This is a genomic window from Bacillus sp. PSXD-155, assembly GCF_049310765.1.
GTDB lineage: Bacteria > Bacillota > Bacilli > Bacillales > Bacillaceae_G > Bacillus_A > Bacillus_A cereus.
The window spans coordinates 24,733-50,957 of record NZ_JBMOWC010000025.1 but is presented as its reverse complement, the minus strand read 5'-3'; the positions used below and the strand labels follow the sequence as shown (position 1 = coordinate 50,957).

Sequence of the window (26,225 nt, the reverse complement as noted above, 5' to 3'; positions counted from 1 at the left end):
TCCCTTTTGTTCATTTCACCTATTAATACAGTTCACATTACTACATCTTGCATATAATATTCCATACGTATCGCTTAATTGAGAAAGGAGGCTGAAGAAGCATGTTATATTTAAATCAAAAACCTGAATATAATAAATATGATATTGGTGATTATACTTATAGTAAAGTAGGGCCAACCATTTTTTCTTGGAACGATGAAACAAAATTAAAAATAGGTAAGTTTTGTTCATTAGCAGAAGAAGTCGTTTTCATACTTGGCGGTGAACATCGCGCAGACTGGATAACGACTTATCCATTTAATGCACTTTTTGATGAAGGAGCACATATTACTGGTCACCCTTCTTCAAAAGGTGATATCGTAGTCGGCAATGATGTATGGATTGGTTATCAATCCTGTATTTTATCTGGTGTTACAATTGGTAACGGGGCCATTATCGGCGCCAGGAGCGTTGTTACAAAAGACGTACCCCCGTATGCAATTGTAGCTGGTAATCCTGCAAAATTTGTTCGATATCGTTTCCCACAAGAAACGATTGACAAACTAGAGAATCTCGCATGGTGGGACTGGGACATTTCTGTTATAAAAGGAGCCATTCCATTACTACTCTCCGACAAAATCGACGAATTTTTCACCTCGCCTGAAAATGAATCTATATGATTAAAACAAAAAGAGCATCCAATTATTTTTCAGGATGCTCTTTCTGTTTTTATTTTTTATGTCCATGCAAATGATTACACGGAGAACATTGAAATGGAATCTTATCTAAGCAATTAAAGTTTGTTTCGCAAATTTGTTCAATCGTTGGAACAAATGGAATAACAACTATGTTACTTTCTACTATTTGTGTAACAGGTGGCAATACTGTGCCTACTTGATGTTCAAAACGAATACTCGCTTGATTTATATAATTTCCTGAACCATTTGGCGCGCTCTGTACTGCTACTTGGAACGAAACTGTCCTTGCTTCACCAGGATTTAAACTTCCGATAAGAAACCCTACTGCCGGGCTTACATTCGGCACTGGCGTATTATCAACCGTTACACTTCCAGGAACAAATCGAACACTACTATCTAACATATCTTGAAAACGAATATTTTGCATTACAGTATCACCCGTATTTGTGATGACTGTCGTAAACGTAATGACATCTCCAATTGTTGCTACCTGTAAATCTGCCGTTTTTACGACTGTCGTTGAGACATTTTGAGGAATAAACGGGATAACAACTGTATTACTATCACCTTCAACTACTACTGGCGGCTCATTCGGATTTACAGTTGCGAGCCCATTCGCTGTAGCGGTATTTGTAACTAAATTATTTACTTGCCCTCCTGTTATTACAACTTGGAAATTAATAATTGCTGCATCATTTGGCTGAAAATCACCTAACGGAATACCAGTATTCGGATTAGCAAATGGAAGAGGTACATCATTTACCGTTACCGTACCATTTATAAATAGCGTATTCGGATCAATGATATCTGTTAACACAATATTGGTCACAGGAACTGTACTATCATTTATAACAGCGATTCCGTAAGTGACAACATCCCCTATCATTGCTACTTCAAAGTTTGCTCCTTTTGCAACAAATAAGATTGCAGTATTTACCGTTACAATAACTGTATTGCTCGTGTCCATCACTGTAACTGGCGGCTCTCCTGGTACTAAAATATATTCTGCTAACGCTCCAGCAACGTTTACTACTGTTCCACCATCCGGAAAACTTGTAATCGTAGCTTCATATGTTACAAGTGCCGTCTCACCAACTGGTATATCAGGTATCGTAAATCCAATCTGCGGATTTAACCCCGGTTGCGGAACCCCATTTATCGTTACACTATTTGGAACGAAATCAGCTTCCTGAGATAGCACATCGATAAATTGAACATTCATTGCATCAGCAGTACCAGTATTTAATATACGAACAGTATACGTTACCATTTCTCCTACACCAACAACTGAATGGTCTACTTCTTTTAGCATATCTAAGCTGCCTCTATTTACCGGCGTAACCGTCGTATTACTTGAATTTGTAATTGTAGACGGAGGTTCTCCTGGAATCAATTCGAAATCACCCGTTACTCTTGCTGTATTCATAATGCTACTAGAAGGCGGAACTGCGATTACATTTACTTCAAATGTAATTAATACACTATCCCCTACTGCAAGATCAGGCAATGCAAAGCCTACAAATGGATCTAAACCTACTTGCGGAATCCCATTTATTTGTACACTTCCAGGAACGAATTCTAAACTAGGTGATGGAACATCGATAAACTGAACATTCGTTGCTGTTACCGTTCCCGTATTTGTAACTTGCACACTATACGTTAACGTATCTCCTAATCGTGTCGCTTCTTTATTTATAGATTTTATAACGCTGAATCGTCCTCTATTCACTCTAGTTATCGTCGTATTACTCGGCTCTGTTACTACAACTGGTGGTTCTCCTGGCACTAAAGTAAAGCTTCCTGTTATATTTGCAACGTTCGTAATTGTTCCTGATGACGGGATGTTTGTAACTGTCGCTTGAAACGTCACTATAACTGTTTCACCTACCGGTATATCTCCAACTCCAAATCCAGTAATTGGATTTAAGTTTGGTTGCGAGGCTCCATTTATCGTTACACTATTTGGTACAAATGACGCCCCTGCTGAAATGGTATCAACAAACTGAACAGCATTAGCTGTTACTGTTCCTGTATTCGTTATTTGAACCGTATACGTTAATATATCTCCAACGAGAGTAGCAACCCTATTTACTTGTTTAATAACATTAAATTGCCCTCTATTTACAGTTGTAAGTGCTGTATTGCTCGGCTCTGTTACTATAACTGGTGGTTCTCCTGGTACTAATACAAAACTTCCAGTTACATTTGCCGTATTGGCAATTGTTCCGTTTGATGGCGCACTAACAACGGTTACTTGGAAGATGACTTCTACACTTTCACCTGGATTTATATCTGGAAGCGGGAATCCGTTATTCGGATTGAATCCAGGTTGTAACACACCATCTATCGTTACACTGTTCGGCACGAATGCTATAGAGGAAGGTAATACATCACTATATTGAACATTCGTTGCTGGCACTGTTCCTGTATTTTGAACTACTGTTGTATATGTGATTGTATCGCCTACTGCAACAACCGGCTGACTCACTGATTTTAAAACATTCAAACCAGGCTCATTGATTTCTGTTAATGTCGTATTACTTGTCGTTGTTTCCGTAATAGGCGGTTCTGTTTCACTTACAGCAAATGTAGCTGTAACGTCTACAAAATTAACAATCGTTCCACCTTCTGGTATGCTTGTAACCACTTCCTGATATGTGACAAGTACAAAATCATCGACAGGTATATCTGGAACTGTAAAACCAATGAAAGGATCTAATCCTGGTGCTGGTACCCCGTTTATGCTCACACTTCCTGGTACAAATGCTACACCCGCGGAAGTAGTATCGATAAATTGAACATTCGTCGCTGGCACTGTTCCGAAATTAAAAATCAATACATCATACGTTAATATTTCTCCTACCGTCGCTACTTCTTTATCTACTAGTTTCAATGGAAAAATAAACGCTATATTAATTGTCGTAACGACTAAATTTGTTAATATCGTTTCCGTAATCGGTGGTTCCTGCGGATTTGGTTGTGAAGTAAATGTAACATCTGCATCATTTAATATGACTTCATTATCTGGAATTTCTGTAATCGTCACTTGGAATGTGACCTCAATACTTCCACCAGCGATTAATAATGGAGTAACTGTAAATCCTATTTCTGGATTTAAACCAAGTTGCTGCACTCCACCTATCGTTACACTATTGTCAACAAACGTCGTTCCTTCTGGTATGACATCTTGGAAGAACACATCTGTAACAGGGATAATTCCTACGTTTGAAATGAGCACAGTATACGTTAATACATCCCCAACGGCCCCAGTTGCAACATCAACTGTTTTTGTTGCAGTTACTTCACCAGGAGGAGGTAACGGTATTGTAACTACCGTTGTATTACTTGAATTCGTTGTTGTTACAGGTGGCTGTAAAGGATTTAATAAGAAAGTGGCTGTAGCAGATGCTGTATTTAATACTGCTCCACGTGTAGACGGTGCAACTACCGTAACTTGGAACGTTACTGTCAATGATGTTCCAGCTGCAATATTAGGAAGCGGGAAACCAACATTTGGGTCAAATCCAGGTTGTGGCGTTCCATTTATCGTTACACTATTTGCTACAAAAGTTGTTTCTAAAGCAATTGAATCAAGGAAAGAGACATTCGTTGCTGTTACTGTACCGTTATTTCGAATGACAACAGAATACGTGTAAGTTTCTCCAAGTGATGCTTGTTGTACAGATGAAGATTTTTGTATATTTAACTGTGCTGTGTTTACTTGCGTCACTACAAAATTACTATTTGTAACAGTCGTTATTGGAGGGTTTGCTGGATTTATAAGAAAACTTGCAGTAACGTTCGATTGGTTTCTTATATTTCCACCGCTCGGAACACTCGTCACTGTAACTTGAAACGTAATCGTAGCCGTTTGCCCGACCGGAATATTTGGTACCGGGAAACCTAGCATAGGATCCGCGCCTTGCTGTACGACTCCATTTATCGTCACACTATTTGCTACAAAGGCAGTACCAGACGGAATTGGATCTTGAAAAACAATATTCGTTGCAGGAACAGTTCCTGTATTTTGAATAAGAATCGTATACGTTAACGTATCTCCTACACCGGCTTGTGGTGTATTTACACTCTTCATTACATTAAGTGATCCTACATTCACTCGCGTCACAACAATATTACTAATCGTTACAATTGTAATTGGTGGCTGGAGAGGACTTACCTGGAAATCAGCAGTGACATTCGCATTATTCGGAAGAACTCTATTTGGTGGTACACTCGTGATTGTCACTTGAAAAGTGACCGTCACCATACCTCCTACTGGAATATTAGCAAGTGGAAATCCAGTTGTCGGGTTTAAACCTGGTTGAGGTGTCCCGTTTATTGTTACACTATTCGCTACAAAAGTGGTTCCAACTGGAATCGGATCAAGGAATGATACATTTGTCGCTGCCACCGTTCCACTATTTTGTATACGAACTGTATACGTTAACGTATCTCCTACACCGGCTTCAGTAGCACTTACACTTTTCATTACATTTAATCCTGAAGAATTCACGATCGTCATAACAGTATTACTTGGTACTGTTACAGTAATCGGTGGCTCTGTTGGATTTACAAGGAAATCTCCAGTTACATTCGCATTATTTACAACATTATTTCCTTGGGGAATTTCATCAATTAATACTTCAAATGTAACAATAACGCTGGCGCCAGTAGGCAAATTATTTAATGGGAATCCAAGTTCTGGATCTGCCCCTTCTTGTAATACACCATTCACAACTACACTATTTTCAATAAATAATGTCCCTTGTGGAATTGAATCTTGGAAAAATACATTTGTAGCTGGTACACTACCTGCATTTATAACTTCGATTGTATATACTAAAACATCTCCTACCGTTGCAACATCCGTATTGACTGCTTTCACAACTTCAAAGTTTCCTGATTGTACTGTCGTATTCACAACATTACTCGGTACATTGATTGTTACTGGTGGTTCATTCGGATTCACTTGAAAGCTTGCTGTTACATTTGCTTGATTTAAAATATCTTCATTTTCTGGATTCTGTACAATTACTACGTCAAATGTGACTACAACCGTTTGAGCCGCAGGAATATTCGGAAGAGAGAATCCTGTATTCGGATTTAGTCCACTTTGCTGTACTCCATTAATTGTTACAGAATTTGCAACAAATGAAACAGCAGAAGAAATAGGGTCTTGGAAAAATACATTTGTTAACGGAACGTTCCCTGTATTTTGGACGGCAATTGTGTACGTTAAAGTATCCCCTACCGCCGCTTGCGTTGTATTTACTTCTTTTATTACATTTAAACCGCCTGTATTAACTTGTGTCACAACTGTATTCGTTTGTCTATTAATTGTTATCGGTGGCTGATTCGGAATAACGACAAAATTAGCAGATACATTTCCGCGATTCGCAATCGTACCTCCCGATGGTGTAGATGTTACTCGTACTTGAAATGTAACAGTCCTACTTCCGCCAGGAGATATATTAGCTACTGTAAACCCAGTCGCTGGATTTACCCCAGGTTGTGAAACCCCATCCACAGTCACACTATTTGCGATAAATGTCGTTCCAATTGGGATCGGATCTTGAAAAATAACGTTCGTTGCAAGTACATTTCCTGTATTTTGAATTGTTACCGTGTACGTAAGAACGTCGTTAACCGTTGCAAAAGCTTTATCCACTGTTTTTCTCGTTGTTATATCAGCTATATTAATTGTCGTAACTACAGTATTACTTGTCGCTTGCCCTGAAACTGGTTGTTGACCAGGCACTGGAGTAAAGTTAAATGTTACACTCGCACGGTTTGGAATTGGATTGACAAGAGGGTTCGATGTTACTCGAACTTGAAAGCGCACTACAGTCGTTTGCGATGCATTAATACTTCCAAGATTAATACTACTTGCTGGATTCGCTCCTGGACGCGCTACTCCATTTACCGTAACGCTATTTGCGACAAATGTTGTTCCAGCAGGGATACTATCAACAAAAATAACATTGTTCGCAGTGACGTTTCCATTATTTGTGACATTAACTGTGTACGTTAATACATCATTAAGCGTTGCCGTCTGTAAATCTACAGATTTCTGCATACTTATAGTTGCTTGATTCACTGTCGTTTGTACTGTGTTTGAAGAAGACGTACTTGTAATAGGAGGACTACCAACGAAGGGACGGAATTGATATGACACCATTGCACGATTTAAAATAGGATTGGGATTCGGGAATGATGTTATTCGAACTTGAAATGTAACAATTCTTTGCGTGTTATTTGGGATTGTGCCTAAATTAATTCCATTAGCAGGGTTTGCATTCGGCTGTGTTACTCCCCCTACCGTAACACTACCTGCAACAAACGTCGTTCCGTTCGGAATACTATCACGTAATACAACGTTTTCTGCACTTCCTGTTCCTGTATTTGGGACCGTAATTGTATAAGTGAGAGTATCCCCTACCCCCGCGACTGTTCTATTAACTGATTTAACAGGATTAATAATTGGACCTGTTGCATCAATTTGAACACCAAAACCAGCTGCAGCGTATCCATCTCCATTTGTAACAAATCGAACCGTTGCTGATGTTTGACTGTTTACTAAAGATGAGGAGGCATCTACATTCGTAATATCCCACCCCTGTCTTCGGACGGCCAAAGCTACCCCTAACGGCTGATTCAAATCTCCAAACGTGCCGCTCGTATCTAAATTTCCACTGTCATTACAAATTTGTGACTGAAAGAAATTATTCGCAGGATTTCTCGGTCCGAATAATGCAACTGTAGCATTTGCATTCGGCCCAAAGCGAAGTTGATCTCCAACAATGTTAGAATCACCTTCTTGAGCAGTTACGAGCACTCTTCCTGTAACAGCTCCTGTTGCCGGCGTAGCAAAACCTGAAATTGTAGCATCAACTGGCGGGGATGAAGCATCGATAATTTCTTGACCTGCATATACTGACAAATTTCGAAGTGGTAAACTTGCATTTTGATACACAACCTCAAGCGTCCATCCAGCTGAACGACTGATTGTTGGGTCCGCTGAAGTTCTTGCAGCTGGCACAGCACCCGTTGTATATGTGCCTGCCCCACCTGCACTAACAAGATTCGTTACATTGGCAGAGCGAGCATAATAAAACTGATTTCCTACTGAACCTTGCTGCGCGGTAGCAGGATCTGGCGTAACAGAAAACGTCCCTGCTGGCGTTGTAAATGTAATGTTATCATTTAAAAATGGTAACACATCTTCCGTATCAGTCCGGAAAGTACCAGCCCAAACTAATTCTGCATATAATACACTGCTTCCCGCTGGAAGATTTAAAATTGCACTTGAAGAATTCAATTGCCATTCATCTGTTGTCCCTGCTGGGAACCCTGGTACTTGCAATGCTGTATTTACTGTCGTAAACACAGCAAGTGTACCAAAAATATTACCTGGTGCAGGTGATGTAGGGCTAAGTCCCAGCGTATTCCCAGTAAACGTGACGGCACCAGGTACTGTTGTCGTAAACCTATTTATAAAAGGCACACAATCATCTCATTTCAATTATAGTAAAAAGTGCTCTATACTATAAAATGTAGACAAACTATACAATGTACGTTGTCCAACAAAATTCCGCACATATGAGAGGGGTTTATAAAACTATGCGCTACGTTATCATAACAGGAACTTCACAAGGTTTAGGTGAGGCAATCGCTACGCAATTATTAGAAAAAAATACAACTGTCATCTCTATTTCTAGAAGAGAAAATAAAGAGCTTACGAAACTTGCAGAACAATATAACAGCAATTGCATTTTTCATTCCCTAGATCTTCAAGATGTACATAACTTAGAAACTAACTTTAAAGAGATCATTTCATCTATTAAAAAAGACAATGTATTCTCTATTCATTTAATTAATAATGCGGGTACAGTTGCACCTATGAAGCCAATCGAAAAAGCTGAAAGCGAACAATTCATTACGAACGTTCACATTAATTTACTTGCACCTATGATTCTTACATCTACATTTATGAAACATACGAAAGACTGGAAAGTAGATAAACGCGTTATTAACATTTCATCTGGTGCAGGAAAAAATCCTTACTTTGGCTGGGGCGCTTATTGTACAACGAAAGCTGGTGTAAATATGTTTACACAGTGCGTAGCAACTGAAGAAGTAGAAAAAGAATATCCAGTAAAAATCGTCGCTTTTGCACCTGGTGTTGTTGATACTAATATGCAATCACAAATTCGTGAAACAAATAAAGAAGATTTCATAAACTTGGACCGCTTCATTGCATTAAAAGAAGAAGGAAAACTATTATCACCTGAATATGTTGCGAAAGCTATTCGTAACTTACTAGAAACTGAGGACTTCCCTCAAGGCGAGATTATTAGAATTGATGAATAACAAAAAGGTGTGCTAAAATAGCACACCTTTTTGTTTTACTTCTCTAAAAATATAAGCACAGACTCCGCAATTTTCTCATAACCAATTTCTTGATAAATTTTATTCGATATCGGATTCGCTAAATCAGTATATAACGTAGTCGTCTTGTACCCTTCATCTAACATACGTTGACTAAGTGCCGCTACACAATTAGATGCGTATCCCTTTTTCCTTGCTTCTTTCGGCGTGTATACGAAATTAACTGTTATATTATTTTTAGTTGGTCTCGTTTTTGCAGCTACAGAAACAAGTTTCCTATCTACTTCCAAACCAAACAGTCGATTTGTAGTTATTAATGTATGCGCAGTTTGTTTTGCTTCTTCTTTCGTAGTAGGAAGCTTTACGTCTTCACAAAATTGATATATCCACTGTTCTATTAATGGTAATTCATCATTATTTACCGCCCGGAAAAGTCCGTTCGCATTACACTTCTTCTTTACTCTGTTCAGCTCATACACACCTTGCTCCATTGCAACATTCATTTTCTTATTTTCTAATACCGCAATCTCTTCCGCTAATTTCTGTACAATTTTCTTATTACCGATCAATCCAGGAATATCTGGATATACTTTCGTTAACTCTTTTGCAAGTTCCTCAATAGCTACTCCCGAAATTTCAGAAGTTGCAACAATGATTTGTTTCTTCTCTTCTGTTTGCAGAAATACAACCGCAATCTCTTCTCCTTGTTTCGCTATCCCCATAAATATTGGTTGTTGGATCATTTGTAATACACCTAATATGAGATTGTTTTCCTGCTCATTCTTTTCTAGAAATGGTGTAACATCTTCTTTAAAATGAAAAATCTCTTCATATACATGTAATTGAATCATCGACAATCTCTTCTCTCTATTTATATTTTAATTAAGTATTGGCGATTAATTCATTAAATCCCTCTTTTACGATTCAATAATATTCAAAACTAATGTATTTAAAGCATTTTCAGCTTGTAAAATTCTCTGTCTTTCCTTTTCAAATACATCTTCTTCTTTTCGAAATGACTCTTTTCGATTTTTAATCATACGATTCATTTCTTTTTTACTCGGTCCACCGTATACATTTCTTTTTTGAATAAAAGCTTCTGGCGATATAATTTCTTTCCACTCTTTTTCTAATAAATTTATTTTAAAATGTTCTTGCAAGTACATATTTATCTCTTTGAAGTGTAATTCATGTAGTTCTTTTTTCTGCTCCAATGACATATTTGCAATAGCACTTGCTGCATGATGAGCATGCCGAAATGGAATTTCATAGTTTTTTGTTAAAACATCGGCGAAATCCGTTATCGTTATTGCATGTTTATAGGAACGACTTTTTAACGTTTCTTCTTCTACTTTCATCGTTCGGATCACTGCATTCATCATACAAAAAACACGAATTGCCTTTTCAATTCCTTTATATAAATATGGCTGCAAGTCATCTTCCGTATCGACAATATCACCAAATGGTGTATTATGAATCATTTGAAATACTGTAAATGATTCTCCTAAAGCACTACTCGTAATTGCACGAGCGTGTTCAATTGAAACCGGATTTCGTTTTTGCGGCATTATACTACTGATTTGTACATATGGCTTTGCAACAGTAATACCGTCATATTCTTTCGTTGCTAACAACAAAAAGTCATGAATCCATCTACTCGTATTCGTCATCATTACCATAAGTAGCGAGCTAACTTCTAATAAATAATCCGCTCCGGCAACAGCATCATATGAGTTCTCAATTACAGTTGTAAATCCAAGTAGATGAGCAACTCGTTCTCGTTTAATCGGGAAACTTGTTGTAGAGAGTGCAGCTGCCCCCATTGGAGACTGATTTAAAAGCTGGTACGTTTTTTTCATTCGTTCTAAATCTCTTTGCATCGTATCGTAAATTGCTAAAGTATAATGACCAAATGTTGTTGGCTGTGCCGGTTGTGTATGTGTATAAGCTGGCATGATCGTTTCCTTATGATCATCAGCAAGTTGCAGTACACTTTCTTGCAATAGCAAATGATGTTCCATTAATCGTAATATATACCGCCTTAAACTCATGCGATACATCGTTACACCCATATCATTTCTACTTCTACCAATATGCATATTACTTACAAAATCGCATTTCGCTTCTTGAGAAATTAAATGTTCGATTAAAAAAAAGAGGTCTTCATGCTGCTCTGTATATACCAATTTACCTTTTGGTATTCGCTCTACTTTTCTAAGTGCGTTTAATATAACTTTAGCTTCTTCTATTTTCATTAAACTTTCTTCAGTCAGCATCGTAATGTGTGCTTTATGCACTTGAAACATATCTTTCAATAAGTAATTTCGTTGAAAATCAAATACATGTTGTAATACACAATCCACATATGTTTTTCCAGGGAAATCAGCGCCTTCACTCTTTATAAACTCTTCCTTACTCTGTTTCATCACCTTTTCCCCTCTCGCCTAAGTATTACTACCCATCATACCCAGAGATAGAAAAAAAGTGCCTGTACATAAAAATAAACTCGGTGCTCTCTGCACCGAGTTTATTTAATAAAAGTCGCATCATACTTATCGCTTTGCAACACTTGGAAATGTAAGTTTGCTAAATGTTTCCGTATTTCTGCACTATCGTCTTCATTTAAATTGTTCGCCAAAAACACAATTTCTGTACAGTTTCCACGTTTATCCATAGCGTAAACCGCTTTTGTAACCGTCCATGGTGTGTAACCATTCTTTTGTCCAGCATGTCTAAATGTTTTACGGTATTTCTTAGCACTCATGTCTGTTTCAACGATATTTGCCCACACTTTTTCTTCAGCTTCTGTCAAGCCACCTTTATGGTTTGCCTTTTGAAGTAATACCATATAATCATTTGCAGAAGCTGCTGGTAATCTATCTGACCAAATTTTGTCGTAACGTTCCTCTAAATAAAGCGGAATTTCCTTCTGTAATAATGGTCCCTTCTTCTTTAAGCGTTCATGAATAATCATCGAATATTCACGATATTGCTCTTGAGACATTTCTTTTAACTTTTTCTCTATTTTATATTTTGGAACATGTAATTCTTTATGCAAATATCCCGGGATATACAAAGATGAAACGATTGGAAATAGTGGTTGATGTGCAGGAAGTGATAAACTTTGTAAATTTCGATTGATGTTATCTAATCCTAACAATTCCATTAAGTATTCAGCATTTGCATTCGAACTAAACTTAACCATTCCTTTTGCCACTTCTTCTAAAGAAACCGCTCCTTCAGTTATCTTGCCCGTCTTCTCCAAATACTTTTGCCATCTATCTTGTGCACCACCATCTGTATTCGGCACATAATAGCGATTCACATCGTTAATCGACACGAAACTAGACGAATCAATTTTCCCTTCAGTAACTTGTTTCGTATATTCAAGCGCCACAATTAATTTCATCGTACTAGCAACTGGCAATACAACATTTGGGTTTACAGAATAAACAACTTTATCATTTCTCTTTACTAGAAGCGCACTATTTTTTTCATCTTTATGTTCTTCAATAAAAGATGCAATATACTGTGCATCATCATTATTTGAACTCCACACTTTTTTCACTAAAAAGTTACCCGATATTAGCAAAACAAAAATACCCACAATTACTGCGCATACTATAGTTTTTTTCAAGTAAAATTCCTCTCCTATTGTGTAACTCTTCTCTATTTATCATTAAAAAACAAAATAATGGAGATGGTCATTTAAATAACCATCTCCATTATTTTAACTTGTATGCTCCTATTATGTCTACGTCATAAATTTCACAAAATCCTCAAGAAACTTTTTATAATGTAACGACCAACCAATTCGCACCCAATTTTTTAATGCTTTTGCATCAGGTTGAGGTCGAAAATCAGCAATACTCTCTCCTTTTGCAATTCCAGCTGTATCTACATCGACACGACGATATACATAGTCTAAAAGGGATGGATTTGCCGCAACCATCATTGTAACGACGTCATGTACTGGGCTTCCTTTTATTTTCGGATTTAACTTTCTATAAGCTTTATAATAATACGTAAATATCGGCTCGATTAACTTATTAAAACTCGTTTTAGAGTGTTTCGTAATATATTTTACCATTTCCGGCGTAATAATTGCTTCAGATGTAACGTTAAGTGGTACTAATGTCACATTTTTAGCATTTTGCATAACTAATTGCGACGCAATCGGATCACCATGAAAATTCGCCTCTGCGACTGGTGTTACATTGCCAGGCATTAAGAAAGCACCGCCCATTATATAATATTCTTTCACATACTTCATCATCGGCTTTTCTAAAATAAATGCCGTCGCTAGTGTTGTTGATCTACCAGCATCGACTATTATTAATTCCCCTTTATATTTTTCAAGAAGATCAAAAAATGCACAAAAAGGCTTTATATTTGGCGAAAAAGTTTTTGGAGGTTTAATTGGCCCTAAACCGTCTGCCCCATGAATTTCTGGATAATACGTTGTAACATCTCCGGATAAAGGAATTTTCGCACCATTAATAACAGGTATATCTTCCCGTCCTGCCATTTGCAATAAATATGCGGCATTACTTGTCGCCTTTTCTTGTGTTACATTTCCATATCCCGTTACTACCCCAACAATATCAATATCAGGATGCAACAATCCATACATAATTGCTAAAGAGTCATCAATGCCTGGGTCTCCTAAAAATAACACTTTTTTCATCGACCTCAACTCCATCCCCTCAGTTGTTATTAATTTATGAATAAACGTGGATATACAGAATAAAAAAGAACAAATTCATACGAAAAAACGCAGTCTTATAAGGACTACGTTCTTCAGCTAACCTATACTGTTTTTTTTACAGCACTCATACTTCCAATAACATAAGCGATAAACGCAAAACAAATTGGGAAGACAACTGTATGTATACCGAACGGATTTGGATAGAAAAGATGAATACACATATATGAACCTACTCCAACGAAAATGGAAGCAAGCGCTCCTGTAGCATTTCCTTTTCTCCAATATAACCCTAATACGATTGGCCAAATGAATGCTGCTTCTAATCCACCGAAAGAAAATAAATTTAGCCATATTAAAAAATCTGGTGGTTTAATCGCCGCTGCATAAACGAGTAGCCCTACAATACCAGTAATCCACAAACTTCCTTTTTTTATCGTACTGTCTGCTGCATCTTTATTTATGTAATTTACGTATATATCTTTAATAATTGACGAGCTTACAAGTAATAATAAAGAGTTTACTGTAGACATAATCGCCGCCATTGGTGCGGCTAAGAAAACTCCAGCTAACCAAGGTGGCAACACTTCCATCGCGAGTAGCGGCATTACTTTATCTGGTACCGTTATACCTGGAAGTACTACTCTTGCAAATACACCTGTTAAATGCATACCAATCATAATTGTACCAACGACAACTGTTCCAATTATTAAAGCTTGGTGCATAGCTTTTGAATTTTTATAAGACATGGCACGCACGCTAATTTGCGGTAAACCTACAACGCCAATTCCAATTAAAATCCAAAATGATGTAACATATGATTTCGTTAAACTGCCATCTGCTCCGAATGGTGTAATTAAATTTGGATTAATTTGAACAAGTTCCTGCATAATCTTTTCAATTCCACCACCAGCAATGACAGTAGCAATTAAAATGATTGTCGTTCCAACTAACATAATGATTCCTAATAATGTATCTGATAGCGCGACTGCACGAAATCCACCAATTAATACGTACACAAGTACAGAAAAAGTAAATAAAAATAGTGCTGTTGTATACGATAGACCCGTTAGTGACTCGATTAATCGTCCACCGCCGACCCACTGGGCTACTGTCGCTGAAAATAAAAAGATAATAATACATAACGCAGAGAGTATAACAACTGCTTTATTATTGTATCTCCCTTTTAAATAATCGATAAGAGTAATTGCTTCCATCTTCCTAGCAATAATTGCAAACTTTTTACCGATAACCGTTAAAACGATATATCCTGTTACAACTTGAATCGCAGATAATAGTACCCATCCAAGCCCCATATTGTAAGCAATACCGGGACCACCAATAAAGCTACTTGCACTACCGTACGTAGCAATCATTGTCATCGCTAATAATAAACCGCCTAACTCACGCCCACCAAGAAAATATTCTTGTAAAAATTTATTATGTGCTGTTGCTTGCACGCGTCTTGAAGCATATACACCAATTAAAAATACAACGATAAACGAAATTATCATTGGAATGATTACATACCAATTCATCTATTATTCCTCACTTTTTTCTTCCTCATCGAGTGAAATATCTTGAAATACAAAACGAACAACTAAACTAAGTAAAATAACCATAACGATAAATCCAACGATACAGCTATAAAAAAACCATGCGGGAAAACCTAATACATATGTATATTCACTTGGATCTTTACTACCAAGCCCATAAGCAAATCCGTACCATATTATAAAATTAATAATAGCAAGTCCAAGACCAATTAACGCTTCTCTATGGGCTATTCGAAAGCGTGGATCATCATGATAATCTTTCATTTTTCCCCCTCCTCTCACGATGTATTATTGTACCATTGTTCTTCTAGTTTTTCCTACTAGAAAGCAAAAACAAGCAGGATTTTTTATAATCATATAGAAGCTTCTCTTACATTACATATTTTTTACAATTGTAACACAAATGAAATTTGAATTTTCAGTATTTATTAATTATGATTTTAATTAGAGGCTTTCCATCTAGTTTCCACATCCTTGATTTCGGAATAAGCGCCGTCTCGTACTGCGTTTACATTATATTTTCAAGGGGGTTATACAATGAGTCAACTAGCTGTAAATCTTCATGAAAAGGTAGAAAAGTTTCTTCAAGGTACAAAAAAGTTATATGTGAATGGATCTTTCATTGAAAGCGCTTCCGGTAAAACATTTAAAACACCTAACCCAGCAACTGGTGAAACACTTGCCGTCGTTTCTGAAGCTGGTCGCGAAGATATTCATAAAGCTGTAGTCGCAGCTCGTATGGCTTTTGACGAAGGTCCTTGGTCTCGTATGAGCACTGCTGAGCGAAGCCGTCTCATGTACAAGTTAGCTGATCTAATGGAAGAACATAAAGAAGAGCTTGCACAGCTCGAAACATTAGATAACGGAAAACCAATCCGTGAAACAATGGCAGCAGACATACCACTTGCAATTGAGCATATGCGCTATTACGCTGGATGGGCTACGAAAATCGTTGGTCAAACAATTCCTGTTTCCGGTGATTACTTTAACTATACACGCCATGAAGCTGTTGGTGTCGTTGGTCAAATTATCCCTTGGAACTTCCCGCTTCTTATGGCAATGTGGAAAATGGGGGCAGCGCTTGCTACAGGATGTACAATCGTTTTAAAACCTGCAGAACAAACTCCACTATCTGCTCTATACTTAGCTGAATTAATTGAAGAAGCTGGATTCCCGAAAGGTGTTATTAATATCGTACCTGGATTCGGTGAATCAGCTGGACAAGCTCTCGTTAATCATCCACTCGTTGATAAAATTGCATTTACCGGTTCTACTCCTGTCGGTAAACAAATTATGCGACAAGCATCCGAATCATTAAAACGCGTTACACTTGAATTAGGCGGTAAATCACCAAATATCATCTTGCCAGATGCTGATTTATCTCGTGCGATTCCTGGTGCACTTTCTGGTGTTATGTTTAACCAAGGACAAGTATGCTCTGCTGGGTCACGCTTATTTGTTCCGAAGAAAATGTATGATAATGTCATGGCTGATCTCGTCCTCTATTCTAAAAAACTAAATCAAGGTGTCGGTCTTAACCCTGAAACAACAATTGGTCCTCTCGTTTCTGAAGAACAACAAAAACGTGTAATGGGCTACATTGAAAAAGGGATTGAAGAAGGAGCTGAAGTACTATGCGGAGGAAGTAATCCATTCGATCAAGGCTACTTCGTTTCTCCTACAGTATTCGCTGACGTAAATGATGAAATGACGATCGCAAAAGAAGAAATTTTCGGTCCAGTTATTTCTGCAATACCGTTTAACGATATTGATGAAGTAATTGAACGTGCAAATAAATCACAATTCGGCTTAGCGGCTGGTGTGTGGACAGAAAATGTTAAAACAGCACACTATGTTGCAAGTAAAGTACGTGCAGGTACAGTATGGGTAAACTGTTATAACGTCTTTGATGCAGCATCTCCATTTGGAGGATTTAAACAATCTGGTCTTGGCCGTGAAATGGGATCTTACGCATTAAATAACTATACAGAAGTAAAGAGCGTTTGGCTTAACTTAAATTAATGAGAAAGAACCTGACCTACCTGGTCAGGTTCTTTTCATTATGTATTCCTTTAAACTTGCAGTCCTCCGCTCACATTTAATACTTCACCTGTAATATAAGATGCGTATTCTGATGCTAAAAAAGCTGCTGCGTTCGCAATATCTTCTGGCGTTCCAATTCTACCAACTGGAATAGCACCAACCATCTTTTCTTTCACTTTATCTGGTATCGTTTTTGTCATATCTGTATCCATAAAACCCGGACAAATCGCATTACAAGTAATACCGAAGCTTCCAACTTCTTTCGCTGCTGTTTTCGTTAAACCGACAACTCCTGCCTTTGTAGCCGCATAATTTGCTTGACCTATGTTTCCTTCTCTACTAATTGAAGATATATTAATAATGCGTCCATACCCTTGTTGTCTCATGTAAAGAAGCGCTGGTTGCATACAATAAAAAACACCAGTTAAGTTCACTTGTAATACTTGTTCCCAAGCAGACTTCTCCATTTTATGTAACATTGCATCTCTTGTAATCCCGGCGTTATTCACCAAAATATGTAATGTACCGAATTTTTGAACCGCATATTCAATTAACGACTTCGCTTCATTTTGATTACTCACATCACATCGATATGAGCATACTTCATATCCTTCATCTGATAATTCACGTGTCGTTTTTTGTAGCTTCTCTTCATTTACATCGCTAATTAATACTTTCGCCCCCAGCTTTGCATAAACCCTTGCAATCTCTTTTCCAATTCCCTGTGCAGCTCCTGTTACAACAGCTGTTTTCCCATATAAAAACTCCATTCCTATCCCCCATTTCTATTACTTATACTGTATATTTCGGCTTTTTACTTTCCAATTCCTCTTTGTATAAAAAAGTCTATTTGTGTCAAACTAACTTTGCAACGTCGCATAAAGTGCAAGGAGATTATGTCGAATGAACAAAAAGAATTTCAAACAAAGCAAAGCAACTGATGGCATTGATGTTGAGTTCTCTCGCGAACTCGCTGACCACAATGACTTAGAAGCAAACGCACGTGCAAATGCCGCTGATGCACGTCAAAAACGCCAATCAACCGAAAAATAAGGTACATCACAACCTTATTCTTTTCAAAAGGGACCTACTACCCAACAAAATAAACCGAGAGACATCTCTCGGTTTATTTTCTATATTTTTTTGCATAATGAGCCAAAGTAAGCAACGGATATATATGAGCATAACTATGATAACGAATATAAAACCCACCTGGCAAGCCTGTTCCAGTAGGATATTTTTCATTTACATAAGGGTTGGAGAGCAAATATGAAATACCTTTGCGAATGACTGGCGTTTCTTTATCATAGTAAGAAATGAGGGCATCTAACGCCCATGCTGTTTGGGATGGTGTACTAAATGGCAAAGTAACAAATCTTTTTTCCACACTACTTTGGCAAGATTCTCCCCAGCCACCATCTTCATGCTGTATATGTTCAAGCCATAAAGCTGCTCGTTTCAATGATGGATCGCTAAATGGTATTCCGAGTGACCGTAAACCCGTCAACACTGCCCACGTACCATATATATAACAAATTCCCCATTTCCCATACCACGATCCATTTTCCTCTTGTACATTCATTAACCAATTTATCGCACTTTGTTTTTGTTTCTCGGGCAATTCATTTTGCGTATACGTCCCGAAAAATTCTAACACTCTTCCTGTAATATCTGGTGTAGAAGGATCTGTAATCATATCACTTGCATTTTCGATTGGTAAATTTGCTAATATACGGCTCGTTACCCCTTTTTCAAAAGCCCCCCAACCACCATCATTATTTTGCAATCCTTTAACCCAATTAACCGCTCGCTTCCAAGCATTGTCTACATTTTCGTTCCCTCTACTTCGCGCCAATGCTCTTAACGCAGCAGTTGTATCATCAATATCTGGAATCGTCGTATTCACATCCGAAAAGCCCCAACCACCTGGGAAGAGATCCGGTGCATGTACACTCCAATCTACTTTCTTTGTTTGCTGTTTTCTTAGTAAATACGCTGATGCATTTTGAATCACTTTACTTGCTTTCGGAACTTGAGCTTCTTGCAAAGCATAACTGAGTAAAGCTGTATCCCATATAGTTGACGGAGAGTTTTGCAAATGGCTCCCTCTCTCCATCTTCCATATATAAGATGTGATTCCCATTATAGCCTTCTGAATAATTGGTGAGTGAATAGAATGTCCTAATGCAAGTAAAGCATAAATCATATAAAACGAGGCAGTTGCGTAACTATATAATGTTCCATTTTCATCAATACGCTCTTTCATAAAACGTTCTACTTCCTCATATCCTTTATGATGCAAAGAAAGTGGATACGTTATAATTTTCTTCACGTCACTTACTAACGTTTGAAAAACTGGAGACCGATCCTCCCGAAACCATTCTCCGCCCCCGCCTGCAATATGATTTAAATTTGGCAATAACTTTTTCCCTACTCGAAATCTTTTATTTAAACACAACATCATCGGAATTAAATGGATACGTGCTGAGCTACTCAATTCAAATATACTGAGAGGGGAATCATTCTGCAGAAACATAATTGGTGTTGGCAAATGAAAGAGAGAAGGATATTCATATTCTCCATGAATCGCTAATAAAAACTTCGTCATAAAATGAGCACGCGCTACCCCACCGCGCTCATTTATAAACATTTCCGCTCGCTTCATATTCGCATCTTCTTTTGTATATTTTTCCGATGCAAGTAAGGCAGCATAAGATTGAATTGTAGCAGATAAATTACCACCCATTTCATCTTCATACAATTTCCATGTTCCTTCATTTGTTTGAAGTGATGCTAATCTTTTTACAAACGGTTCTATCTCTTTATCTCTACCTAATAATTTTAATAAAAAAATCATATGACAATCTGTTAGCGGCGCTCCTTCAAAACAAAACTGCCACGTACCATCTTGCCGTTGCATTGTTTGAAGTGCAGTTGTTCTTCTCGCTATTTCTTCATGCACTTTTTCATATAATAACAAGTTACTCACCCACCCTTTCGAAATCCGTATAACGATATTCAAAAAGGTAGCTGAATATGTATAAAAACAAAGAAAAGCAGAACATATAAAATGTTCCGCTCATAAACAATATCCTACTCCGACAATAATCCCTAATAAAGCACCAACTACTACTTCATACGGTGTATGCCCAACAAGTTCATTTAACTTCTTATATTCTGTTTGTCTACCGTGAAAAAAGTCATTCAATATTTTTGCTTGTTTACTTACTGCAAGCCTTACTCCTGAAGCATCATACATAACAATAATGGCAAAAATAGTAGCAACCGCAAACATCGAGCTTTCCACACCTTCTACTACCCCAACTCCTGTAGCAAGTGCTGTAACAGTTGAAGCATGAGAACTCGGCATCCCACCTGAAGCGAAAAACTTTGCAAAATCAAATTCACCCGTTTTGACTAATTTAAAGACTACTTTCGTTAATTGTGCTAAAAACCATGAAATTACAGCGGCCATAAGCGGATCATTATGTAAAATTGTTTCCACGTTCTCAGCTCCCTACTAGCTATGATGGAAATCCTATATAGTATCAGTATAAAGAAAAATGCGTAGAAAATACTACGCATTATGATACTTTTGCTGATTTATTTTTTATAAATTTCGGTTGTTTCTGCACTAAAAACTTTGTCTTCGCTACCGAGAATACAAATAAAGCAACCCATATACAGAAAAATGCAATCATATGTGTAGATGTGAAATGTTCACCAAATACAAATACACCTAAAATTAAGCTAATTGTTGGCGCAATATATTGTAAAAATCCCACCATATAAAGCGGAATAAGTTGTGCTCCTTTTGCAAAATAAAATAGTGGTAATGCCGTTACAATACCTGCTCCTATTAAAAGTAACGTTGATAACATTGAAATAGATCCAAATGAGCCGAAACCATGTGCTCCTGTCATAACAAGATAAATGATTGCAAACGGCGTCACTAACATCGTTTCCATCGTAAGTCCAATTGTGGCATCATAGTTTAACAGTTTTTTCGTTAATCCGTATAATCCAAATGAAAAGGCAAGTGAAAGAGAAACCCACGGAATAGATCCGAAACGTACTGTTAAAATGACAACCCCTACTCCTGCTAAACCAACTGCAACATATTGCCAAAAGTTTAACTTTTCCTTTAAAACGACTGTACCAAGTAAAATACTAATAAGCGGATTAATATAATAGCCAAGACTCGCTTCAATAACATGATTATGATTAACGGCCCATATGTAAACAAACCAGTTTCCGCTAATCAAGACTGAAGCTATTGTTAATGACATTAATAATTTAGGTCGTTTAAAAAGATTCACAAATTCCCCAATAAACTGGCGAAACCTCTTCGTAACACCTAATACAAGTAACATAAAAACAAATGCCCAAACGATGCGGTGTGCTAATATTTCATCTGCTGGAACTTCCTCAACCCATTTCCAATAAATCGGTAGAATTCCCCACATCGTATAAGCACCAGCCGCATATAGTATCCCTTTTTTTTGCTCTGCTGATTGACTCCCCATCTTCCTTTTTCTCCTCTTCTCATTTTTTCTCCATTATACGGTCTCACATGCTCACTTTACCAATAATCAATCTGCATTTCTTTCGACATTTCTCATACAACGAATAATAAACATACCGTTATTACAACAAGTAACGGTATGCCGAAAACAAATTTCTTTTTATGAGTTTTATGATGAAACATATACATACCGATCCAAGCTCCAACTGCTCCCCCAGCTGCCGCTGATAAAAACAGCGTACTTTCTGGCGTTCTCCACTGTTTCTTCTTTGCTTTTCGTTTATCAAGCCCCATAAGGCTAAAAGCTATAACGTTAATAATAAGAAAATAAATCCATTTCATCGCTTTCTCTCCTTATGAAAAATTCGCTTAATGGTAACACGAAAAAACGCCGGAAACAACTGAAGAACTCTTTTTATCAAACTAGTTTCATTCCTTTTTCTTAATTAGTTACCTTCATATTTACAAAACCAACTAAAATCGCAATTAAAGCATTTAAATAGAAAAATGTTATGAGCAGAATCTTATATTTCATTACATTCACCCACTACCATATCATCAAAAAAACTGCTCTCAATCACTTTCTCCTCAAAATGAAGAACTACAATTAGCCCTACATATAAAGAAACCAAATTTAGAAACCATTCCCCATTCTCATCTTTCTTAGCTAAGCATTTAAATATCTCTTGAAATTGCATACGCTCGTCTGCAGCAACAATCGGACGCACACCAAAATATTTCAATACGAGATTCAGCTTCAACTGCACGGATAATGATAAAATATATTTTAATAGCTTCGTATACTCTGTACTATCTTTTTGACTATACAACTTCACAAGCTTTGGATGTAAATTCGAAATCGATAATTCCTCGTCAGTCACTCTAGTTACTTCTATCGTTTCAATCATCTTTTTCATATCCATCACATTCACCCCTTCTGAAAAAATTCTAAAGCCAAAAAGTACTTAATTCAAAATGTGCAATAATTGTGCGTTTCTCGTCTCTCGTTCTTCCTCACTGACTAAATCATACTTTTTTAGAAGGTGAAAAATATCATTTAATAATTTCTGCGAATGATTACCTTGTAAAAAACTCTTTAACTCTTTAAAGATCCCTTCAGGTAAAGAATTCTTTTGACTTTCGAGCTTATTCATTACATCTTCAATAGAATGATCTATATTACACGCCATACTAAACTTCCCCCTCTATCCTTTATAAATAATATCCTCCGCTAACGATGTAAACACTTCTCCTACAAGAGAGTCTTCATCATATACAGATGAACCGTTATTTTCTTCTCGTTTTGCAAAAGGTATTTGCGCAATCACTTCTGTTTGCAATTGTTCTGCTAACATTTCGCCGCCGCCTTTTCCGAACAGATAATTTTTCGATCCATCTTGTTCTTCATAATAAGCCATGTTTTCCACAATACCTAAAATCTCGTGTTTCGTATGTTTTGCCATTACACCGACTCTTGAAGCAACGAATGAAGCTACATTGTGCGGAGTTGTAACAATTATTTCTTTCGCTTGCGGAATCATCGCTGCAACATCAATCGCAACATCTCCTGTACCTGGTGGTAAATCAAGTAATAAATAATCTAATTCTCCCCAGTGCGTATTCGCAAGGAAATTTTGAATCCATTTATTTAGCATCGGACCGCGCCACATAACTGGGTTATTTCCTTCTGTAAAAAATCCCATCGACATGATTTTAACACCGTGACTAATGACTGGAATTGCCGTTTGATCAATCATCGTTGGTTTCGTATTCGTTTCCATCATAGCTGGAATACTAAAACCATATATATCCGCATCTAATATCCCCACTTTTTTCCCCATACGAGCTAGTGCAGTTGCAAGATTAATTGTCACCGTTGATTTTCCAACTCCGCCTTTTCCGCTCGTTACAGTAATAAAACGTACTCCTGAATCCGGGCGAAGCATGATCGGCATACCAGTTTCTGTTCTAGTATTTTTCTTTAACTTCTCTGTTAAAGCTGCACGTTCTTCTTGTGTCATAGAACCAAATGTTATCTCCACTTTAGAAGCACCAATTGCGTGAAGTGATTCTTCAATATCTTGTTGAATTTTTGCTTTTAACGGACAACCTTGGATTGTTAGTACTACTTCAAGTTTAACCTCTGTTCCGTTCATTTGTATATTTCTAACCATATTTAATTCTACAACACTTTTGTGTAACTCTGGATCCTCTACATGTTTTAATGCATTCATTATTTGTTCTTGAGTAAGCATGGAACTCATCCCTTCTCTTATTCTAATTTATATACAACATCTTCTTGGCGCTTCATCTGGTGAAAAAGCTTATTACCCGCCGCTAACGGGCGGGATTAATGCGACTATATCTCCAGCCTTTATCATCTCTTCATTCATTACAAACTCCTCATTAACAGCCACCATCACTTTATCCAGCGATTGTAAACAATAGCTGACTTTGAGCCATTCTTTTAATTGCTGCACTGTCATTTCTTGCTTTTCTGAAATTACTAATCGATCCGATCCAACTTCCTCACGCAAATTTGCAAATAATAAAATTGTAATCATTTTCTCATTCTTCCTTCTTTGGTTTTCCTTCTGGATATGGTGTGTTTTCAAGTTGATCTCCAATCCACATCGTTCCATCTTCCCAAAATTCTTTTTTCCAAATTGGAACAATTCGTTTTATACGTTCAATCGCGTACTCATTCGCTTCATAAGCTACTTTACGATGCGGTGATGAAACTGCAATGACTACCGCAATATCCATTATTTCTAGCCGCCCTACACGGTGCGTAATTGCTACTTTTGCATCCGGCCATCTTTCACTAATCTCTTCACCAATTCTCATAAGTTGTTTTACTGCCATCGGTTTATATGCTTCATACTCTAAATGTAGCGTTCGTTTTCCTTTTGTTAATTCTCTCACCGTACCAATGAATGTTGTAATCGCACCTGCTTTCCTTCTTGCGACTTTATTCGTTACTTCTTCAACTAAAATCGGATTATCTACAATTTCAAATAGCGCTTGTCTCATTAGAACCACCTCTCACTTTATGAAATGTCCAAGGCCATTCACTACCTTCGTTATCTTCTAATAATAGAACATCAACAAACATATCTTTTTTATATCCTCTTGTCCCGCCCGGCAATACGATAAACGCATTTGATTCTGCCAATGAAGAAACTGAGCTAGATTTATCAAACCCTGATGGATAAGCGATTAATTTCCCCTCATCATATTGCAATTTTGCTCGTACAAATCTTGTAAATGGATTCGGTTTTAGAAAATCTTCTCCTAATAACGCTTTTTCTCTTTTTAAATGTACTTTTTCACTAAACATATACGTCCGAATACACGGTCTTACGAATAATTCAAACCCTACGTAACAAGCGGATGGATTTCCTGATAAACCAAATAATAACTTGCCATTTAATTGTGCTACAGTCGTAACACTTCCTGGTCGCATTGCAACTTTATTAAAAAGAACAGATGCACCTAACTTTTCGTAAATAGCTGGTAAATAATCATAATCTCCTACTGATACACCGCCCGTTGTAATTAACATATCTACTTGGCCAAGCGCTTCTTTCACAGCTGTAAAACACGTATTAAAATCATCACTAAACTTCCCAAAATATTTTACTCTGCCGCCCGCTCTTCGAATTTGAGACAATATCATATACGTATTACTGTTTCGGATTTTCCCTGGCTGTAATGAATCATCGACATCAAGCAATTCACTCCCAGTCGCTAACAGTCCAATTACAGGCTTTCTCGCAACTGGCACTTCACTATAACCGAATGTAGCAAGAAGAGCTGAAATACCTGGATTAATGTACGATCCTTTCTTTGCAAGAACCGTTCCTTTACGAGCATCTTCACCTTGAAAAGAAATATTGTCGCCCGTTTTGAATGATCGCTTCACTTCCATATAATTGTTGCCATTCTTCTCATATTGACGAGTCAGCTCTAACATAACAACCGCATCACACTCATTCGGAATTTGTGCTCCCGTCATAATTCGAACTGCTTGAAACGGACCTACTTTCTCATGGAATAGCGATCCTGCACCAATTTCACCCACTACTTCAAATACAATTGGCGTTTCATAACTTGCTAAATTAGTATCTTCTGCTCGAATAGCAAATCCGTCATACGGCGAACGATTAAATGACGGTACATCATGGTCAGCTACTAAATCCTCCGCTAATATACGTCCATAAGCTAATTCAATTGGTAATAGCTCCTTTAAGCCTTTATCAGCAAATACCATCACTTTACGAACAGCTTCTTCAACCGTAATTGGCACTCTTCTTTCCATTGTTGACACC

The 26,225-nt window shown here is 37.3% G+C and carries 22 protein-coding genes; 4 read left to right on the top strand and 18 right to left on the bottom strand.

Going from position 1 to position 26,225, the window contains the following annotated elements:
* The first annotated feature begins 101 nt into the window (after positions 1-101).
* Positions 102-659 (top strand): CatB-related O-acetyltransferase, encoded by a 558-nt coding sequence (locus ACO6VI_RS22540; RefSeq protein ID WP_000966308.1) that lies wholly within the window; start codon positions 102-104, stop codon positions 657-659.
* A 49-nt stretch (positions 660-708) separates the two neighbouring features.
* Here the strand turns inward: ACO6VI_RS22540 and ACO6VI_RS22535 are convergent, their stop codons facing one another.
* Positions 709-8,181, bottom strand: a complete 7,473-nt coding sequence (locus ACO6VI_RS22535; protein ID WP_078994444.1) for a DUF11 domain-containing protein — start codon at positions 8,179-8,181, stop codon at positions 709-711.
* 116 nt (positions 8,182-8,297) lie between these two features.
* Between ACO6VI_RS22535 and ACO6VI_RS22530 the strand changes: the two genes are divergently transcribed.
* Positions 8,298-9,047: a (S)-benzoin forming benzil reductase gene (locus ACO6VI_RS22530; protein ID WP_063548294.1), complete on the top strand. Its 750-nt coding sequence runs from the start codon at positions 8,298-8,300 to the stop codon at positions 9,045-9,047.
* A 35-nt stretch (positions 9,048-9,082) separates the two neighbouring features.
* On the opposite strand, the gene ACO6VI_RS22525 is transcribed toward ACO6VI_RS22530, so the two are convergent.
* From ACO6VI_RS22525 to ACO6VI_RS22500, 6 genes are all read right to left on the bottom strand, one after another.
* Entirely contained in the window at positions 9,083-9,916 is an 834-nt protein-coding gene (locus tag ACO6VI_RS22525) for a GNAT family N-acetyltransferase (RefSeq protein WP_023522690.1), read from the bottom strand.
* A 66-nt stretch (positions 9,917-9,982) separates the two neighbouring features.
* A complete protein-coding gene (argH, locus tag ACO6VI_RS22520; protein ID WP_023522691.1) occupies positions 9,983-11,491 on the bottom strand; it encodes an argininosuccinate lyase in 1,509 nt (502 codons plus the stop codon).
* Positions 11,492-11,592: 101 nt separating this feature from the next.
* Complete coding sequence (locus tag ACO6VI_RS22515; RefSeq protein WP_000751368.1) at positions 11,593-12,702, bottom strand: serine hydrolase; 1,110 nt, start codon at positions 12,700-12,702, stop codon at positions 11,593-11,595.
* Between the two features lie 117 nt (positions 12,703-12,819).
* Positions 12,820-13,752 (bottom strand): nucleoside hydrolase, encoded by a 933-nt coding sequence (locus ACO6VI_RS22510; RefSeq protein WP_000756465.1) that lies wholly within the window; start codon positions 13,750-13,752, stop codon positions 12,820-12,822.
* Between the two features lie 122 nt (positions 13,753-13,874).
* A complete protein-coding gene (gene panF / locus ACO6VI_RS22505; protein WP_001104824.1) occupies positions 13,875-15,308 on the bottom strand; it encodes a sodium/pantothenate symporter in 1,434 nt (477 codons plus the stop codon).
* 3 nt (positions 15,309-15,311) lie between these two features.
* A complete protein-coding gene (locus ACO6VI_RS22500; RefSeq protein ID WP_000656237.1) occupies positions 15,312-15,590 on the bottom strand; it encodes a YhdT family protein in 279 nt (92 codons plus the stop codon).
* 273 nt (positions 15,591-15,863) lie between these two features.
* Between ACO6VI_RS22500 and dhaS the strand changes: the two genes are divergently transcribed.
* Positions 15,864-17,348 carry an aldehyde dehydrogenase DhaS gene (dhaS, locus tag ACO6VI_RS22495; protein ID WP_000080279.1) on the top strand — a complete coding sequence of 495 codons (1,485 nt, stop codon included), beginning with the start codon at positions 15,864-15,866 and terminating at the stop codon, positions 17,346-17,348.
* Positions 17,349-17,398: 50 nt separating this feature from the next.
* Here dhaS and fabG read toward each other — a convergent pair whose 3' ends face one another.
* On the bottom strand, positions 17,399-18,139 hold the full coding sequence (gene fabG / locus ACO6VI_RS22490) for a 3-oxoacyl-ACP reductase FabG (RefSeq protein ID WP_000395352.1): 741 nt from the start codon (positions 18,137-18,139) through the stop codon (positions 17,399-17,401).
* Between the two features lie 133 nt (positions 18,140-18,272).
* Here fabG and ACO6VI_RS22485 point away from each other — a divergent pair, with 133 nt between their 5' ends.
* A complete protein-coding gene (locus tag ACO6VI_RS22485; protein ID WP_001035815.1) occupies positions 18,273-18,422 on the top strand; it encodes a YfhD family protein in 150 nt (49 codons plus the stop codon).
* A 73-nt stretch (positions 18,423-18,495) separates the two neighbouring features.
* Here the strand turns inward: ACO6VI_RS22485 and ACO6VI_RS22480 are convergent, their stop codons facing one another.
* The 10 genes from ACO6VI_RS22480 to glp all read right to left on the bottom strand — a co-directional run bounded on the left by ACO6VI_RS22480 (position 18,496) and on the right by glp (position 26,215).
* The gene (locus tag ACO6VI_RS22480; RefSeq protein WP_063548296.1) at positions 18,496-20,349 is read right to left on the bottom strand and encodes a prenyltransferase/squalene oxidase repeat-containing protein; all 1,854 of its coding nucleotides are present in this window, start codon (positions 20,347-20,349) and stop codon (positions 18,496-18,498) included.
* 99 nt (positions 20,350-20,448) lie between these two features.
* Positions 20,449-20,874, bottom strand: coding sequence for a divergent PAP2 family protein (locus ACO6VI_RS22475; RefSeq protein WP_063548298.1), 426 nt, complete (start codon positions 20,872-20,874; stop codon positions 20,449-20,451).
* Positions 20,875-20,953: 79 nt separating this feature from the next.
* Positions 20,954-21,895, bottom strand: a complete 942-nt coding sequence (gene rarD / locus ACO6VI_RS22470) for an EamA family transporter RarD (protein ID WP_000535541.1) — start codon at positions 21,893-21,895, stop codon at positions 20,954-20,956.
* Between the two features lie 92 nt (positions 21,896-21,987).
* Positions 21,988-22,236 (bottom strand): DUF1294 domain-containing protein, encoded by a 249-nt coding sequence (locus ACO6VI_RS22465; protein ID WP_000871349.1) that lies wholly within the window; start codon positions 22,234-22,236, stop codon positions 21,988-21,990.
* Positions 22,237-22,418: 182 nt separating this feature from the next.
* Positions 22,419-22,817 carry a hypothetical protein gene (locus tag ACO6VI_RS22460; RefSeq protein WP_000367304.1) on the bottom strand — a complete coding sequence of 133 codons (399 nt, stop codon included), beginning with the start codon at positions 22,815-22,817 and terminating at the stop codon, positions 22,419-22,421.
* A 42-nt stretch (positions 22,818-22,859) separates the two neighbouring features.
* Complete coding sequence (locus tag ACO6VI_RS22455; protein ID WP_000752378.1) at positions 22,860-23,084, bottom strand: hypothetical protein; 225 nt, start codon at positions 23,082-23,084, stop codon at positions 22,860-22,862.
* Between the two features lie 15 nt (positions 23,085-23,099).
* Positions 23,100-24,149, bottom strand: a complete 1,050-nt coding sequence (locus tag ACO6VI_RS22450) for a P-loop NTPase (protein WP_161520186.1) — start codon at positions 24,147-24,149, stop codon at positions 23,100-23,102.
* 72 nt (positions 24,150-24,221) lie between these two features.
* Positions 24,222-24,458, bottom strand: a complete 237-nt coding sequence (gene moaD, locus ACO6VI_RS22445) for a molybdopterin converting factor subunit 1 (RefSeq protein ID WP_000628502.1) — start codon at positions 24,456-24,458, stop codon at positions 24,222-24,224.
* A gap of 4 nt (positions 24,459-24,462) precedes the next feature.
* Positions 24,463-24,927, bottom strand: coding sequence for a molybdopterin synthase catalytic subunit MoaE (gene moaE, locus ACO6VI_RS22440; protein ID WP_422424118.1), 465 nt, complete (start codon positions 24,925-24,927; stop codon positions 24,463-24,465).
* Complete coding sequence (glp, locus tag ACO6VI_RS22435) at positions 24,908-26,215, bottom strand: gephyrin-like molybdotransferase Glp (RefSeq protein ID WP_161520185.1); 1,308 nt, start codon at positions 26,213-26,215, stop codon at positions 24,908-24,910. Before glp ends, moaE begins: the two co-directional genes overlap by 20 nt.
* Positions 26,216-26,225: the final 10 nt, after the last annotated feature.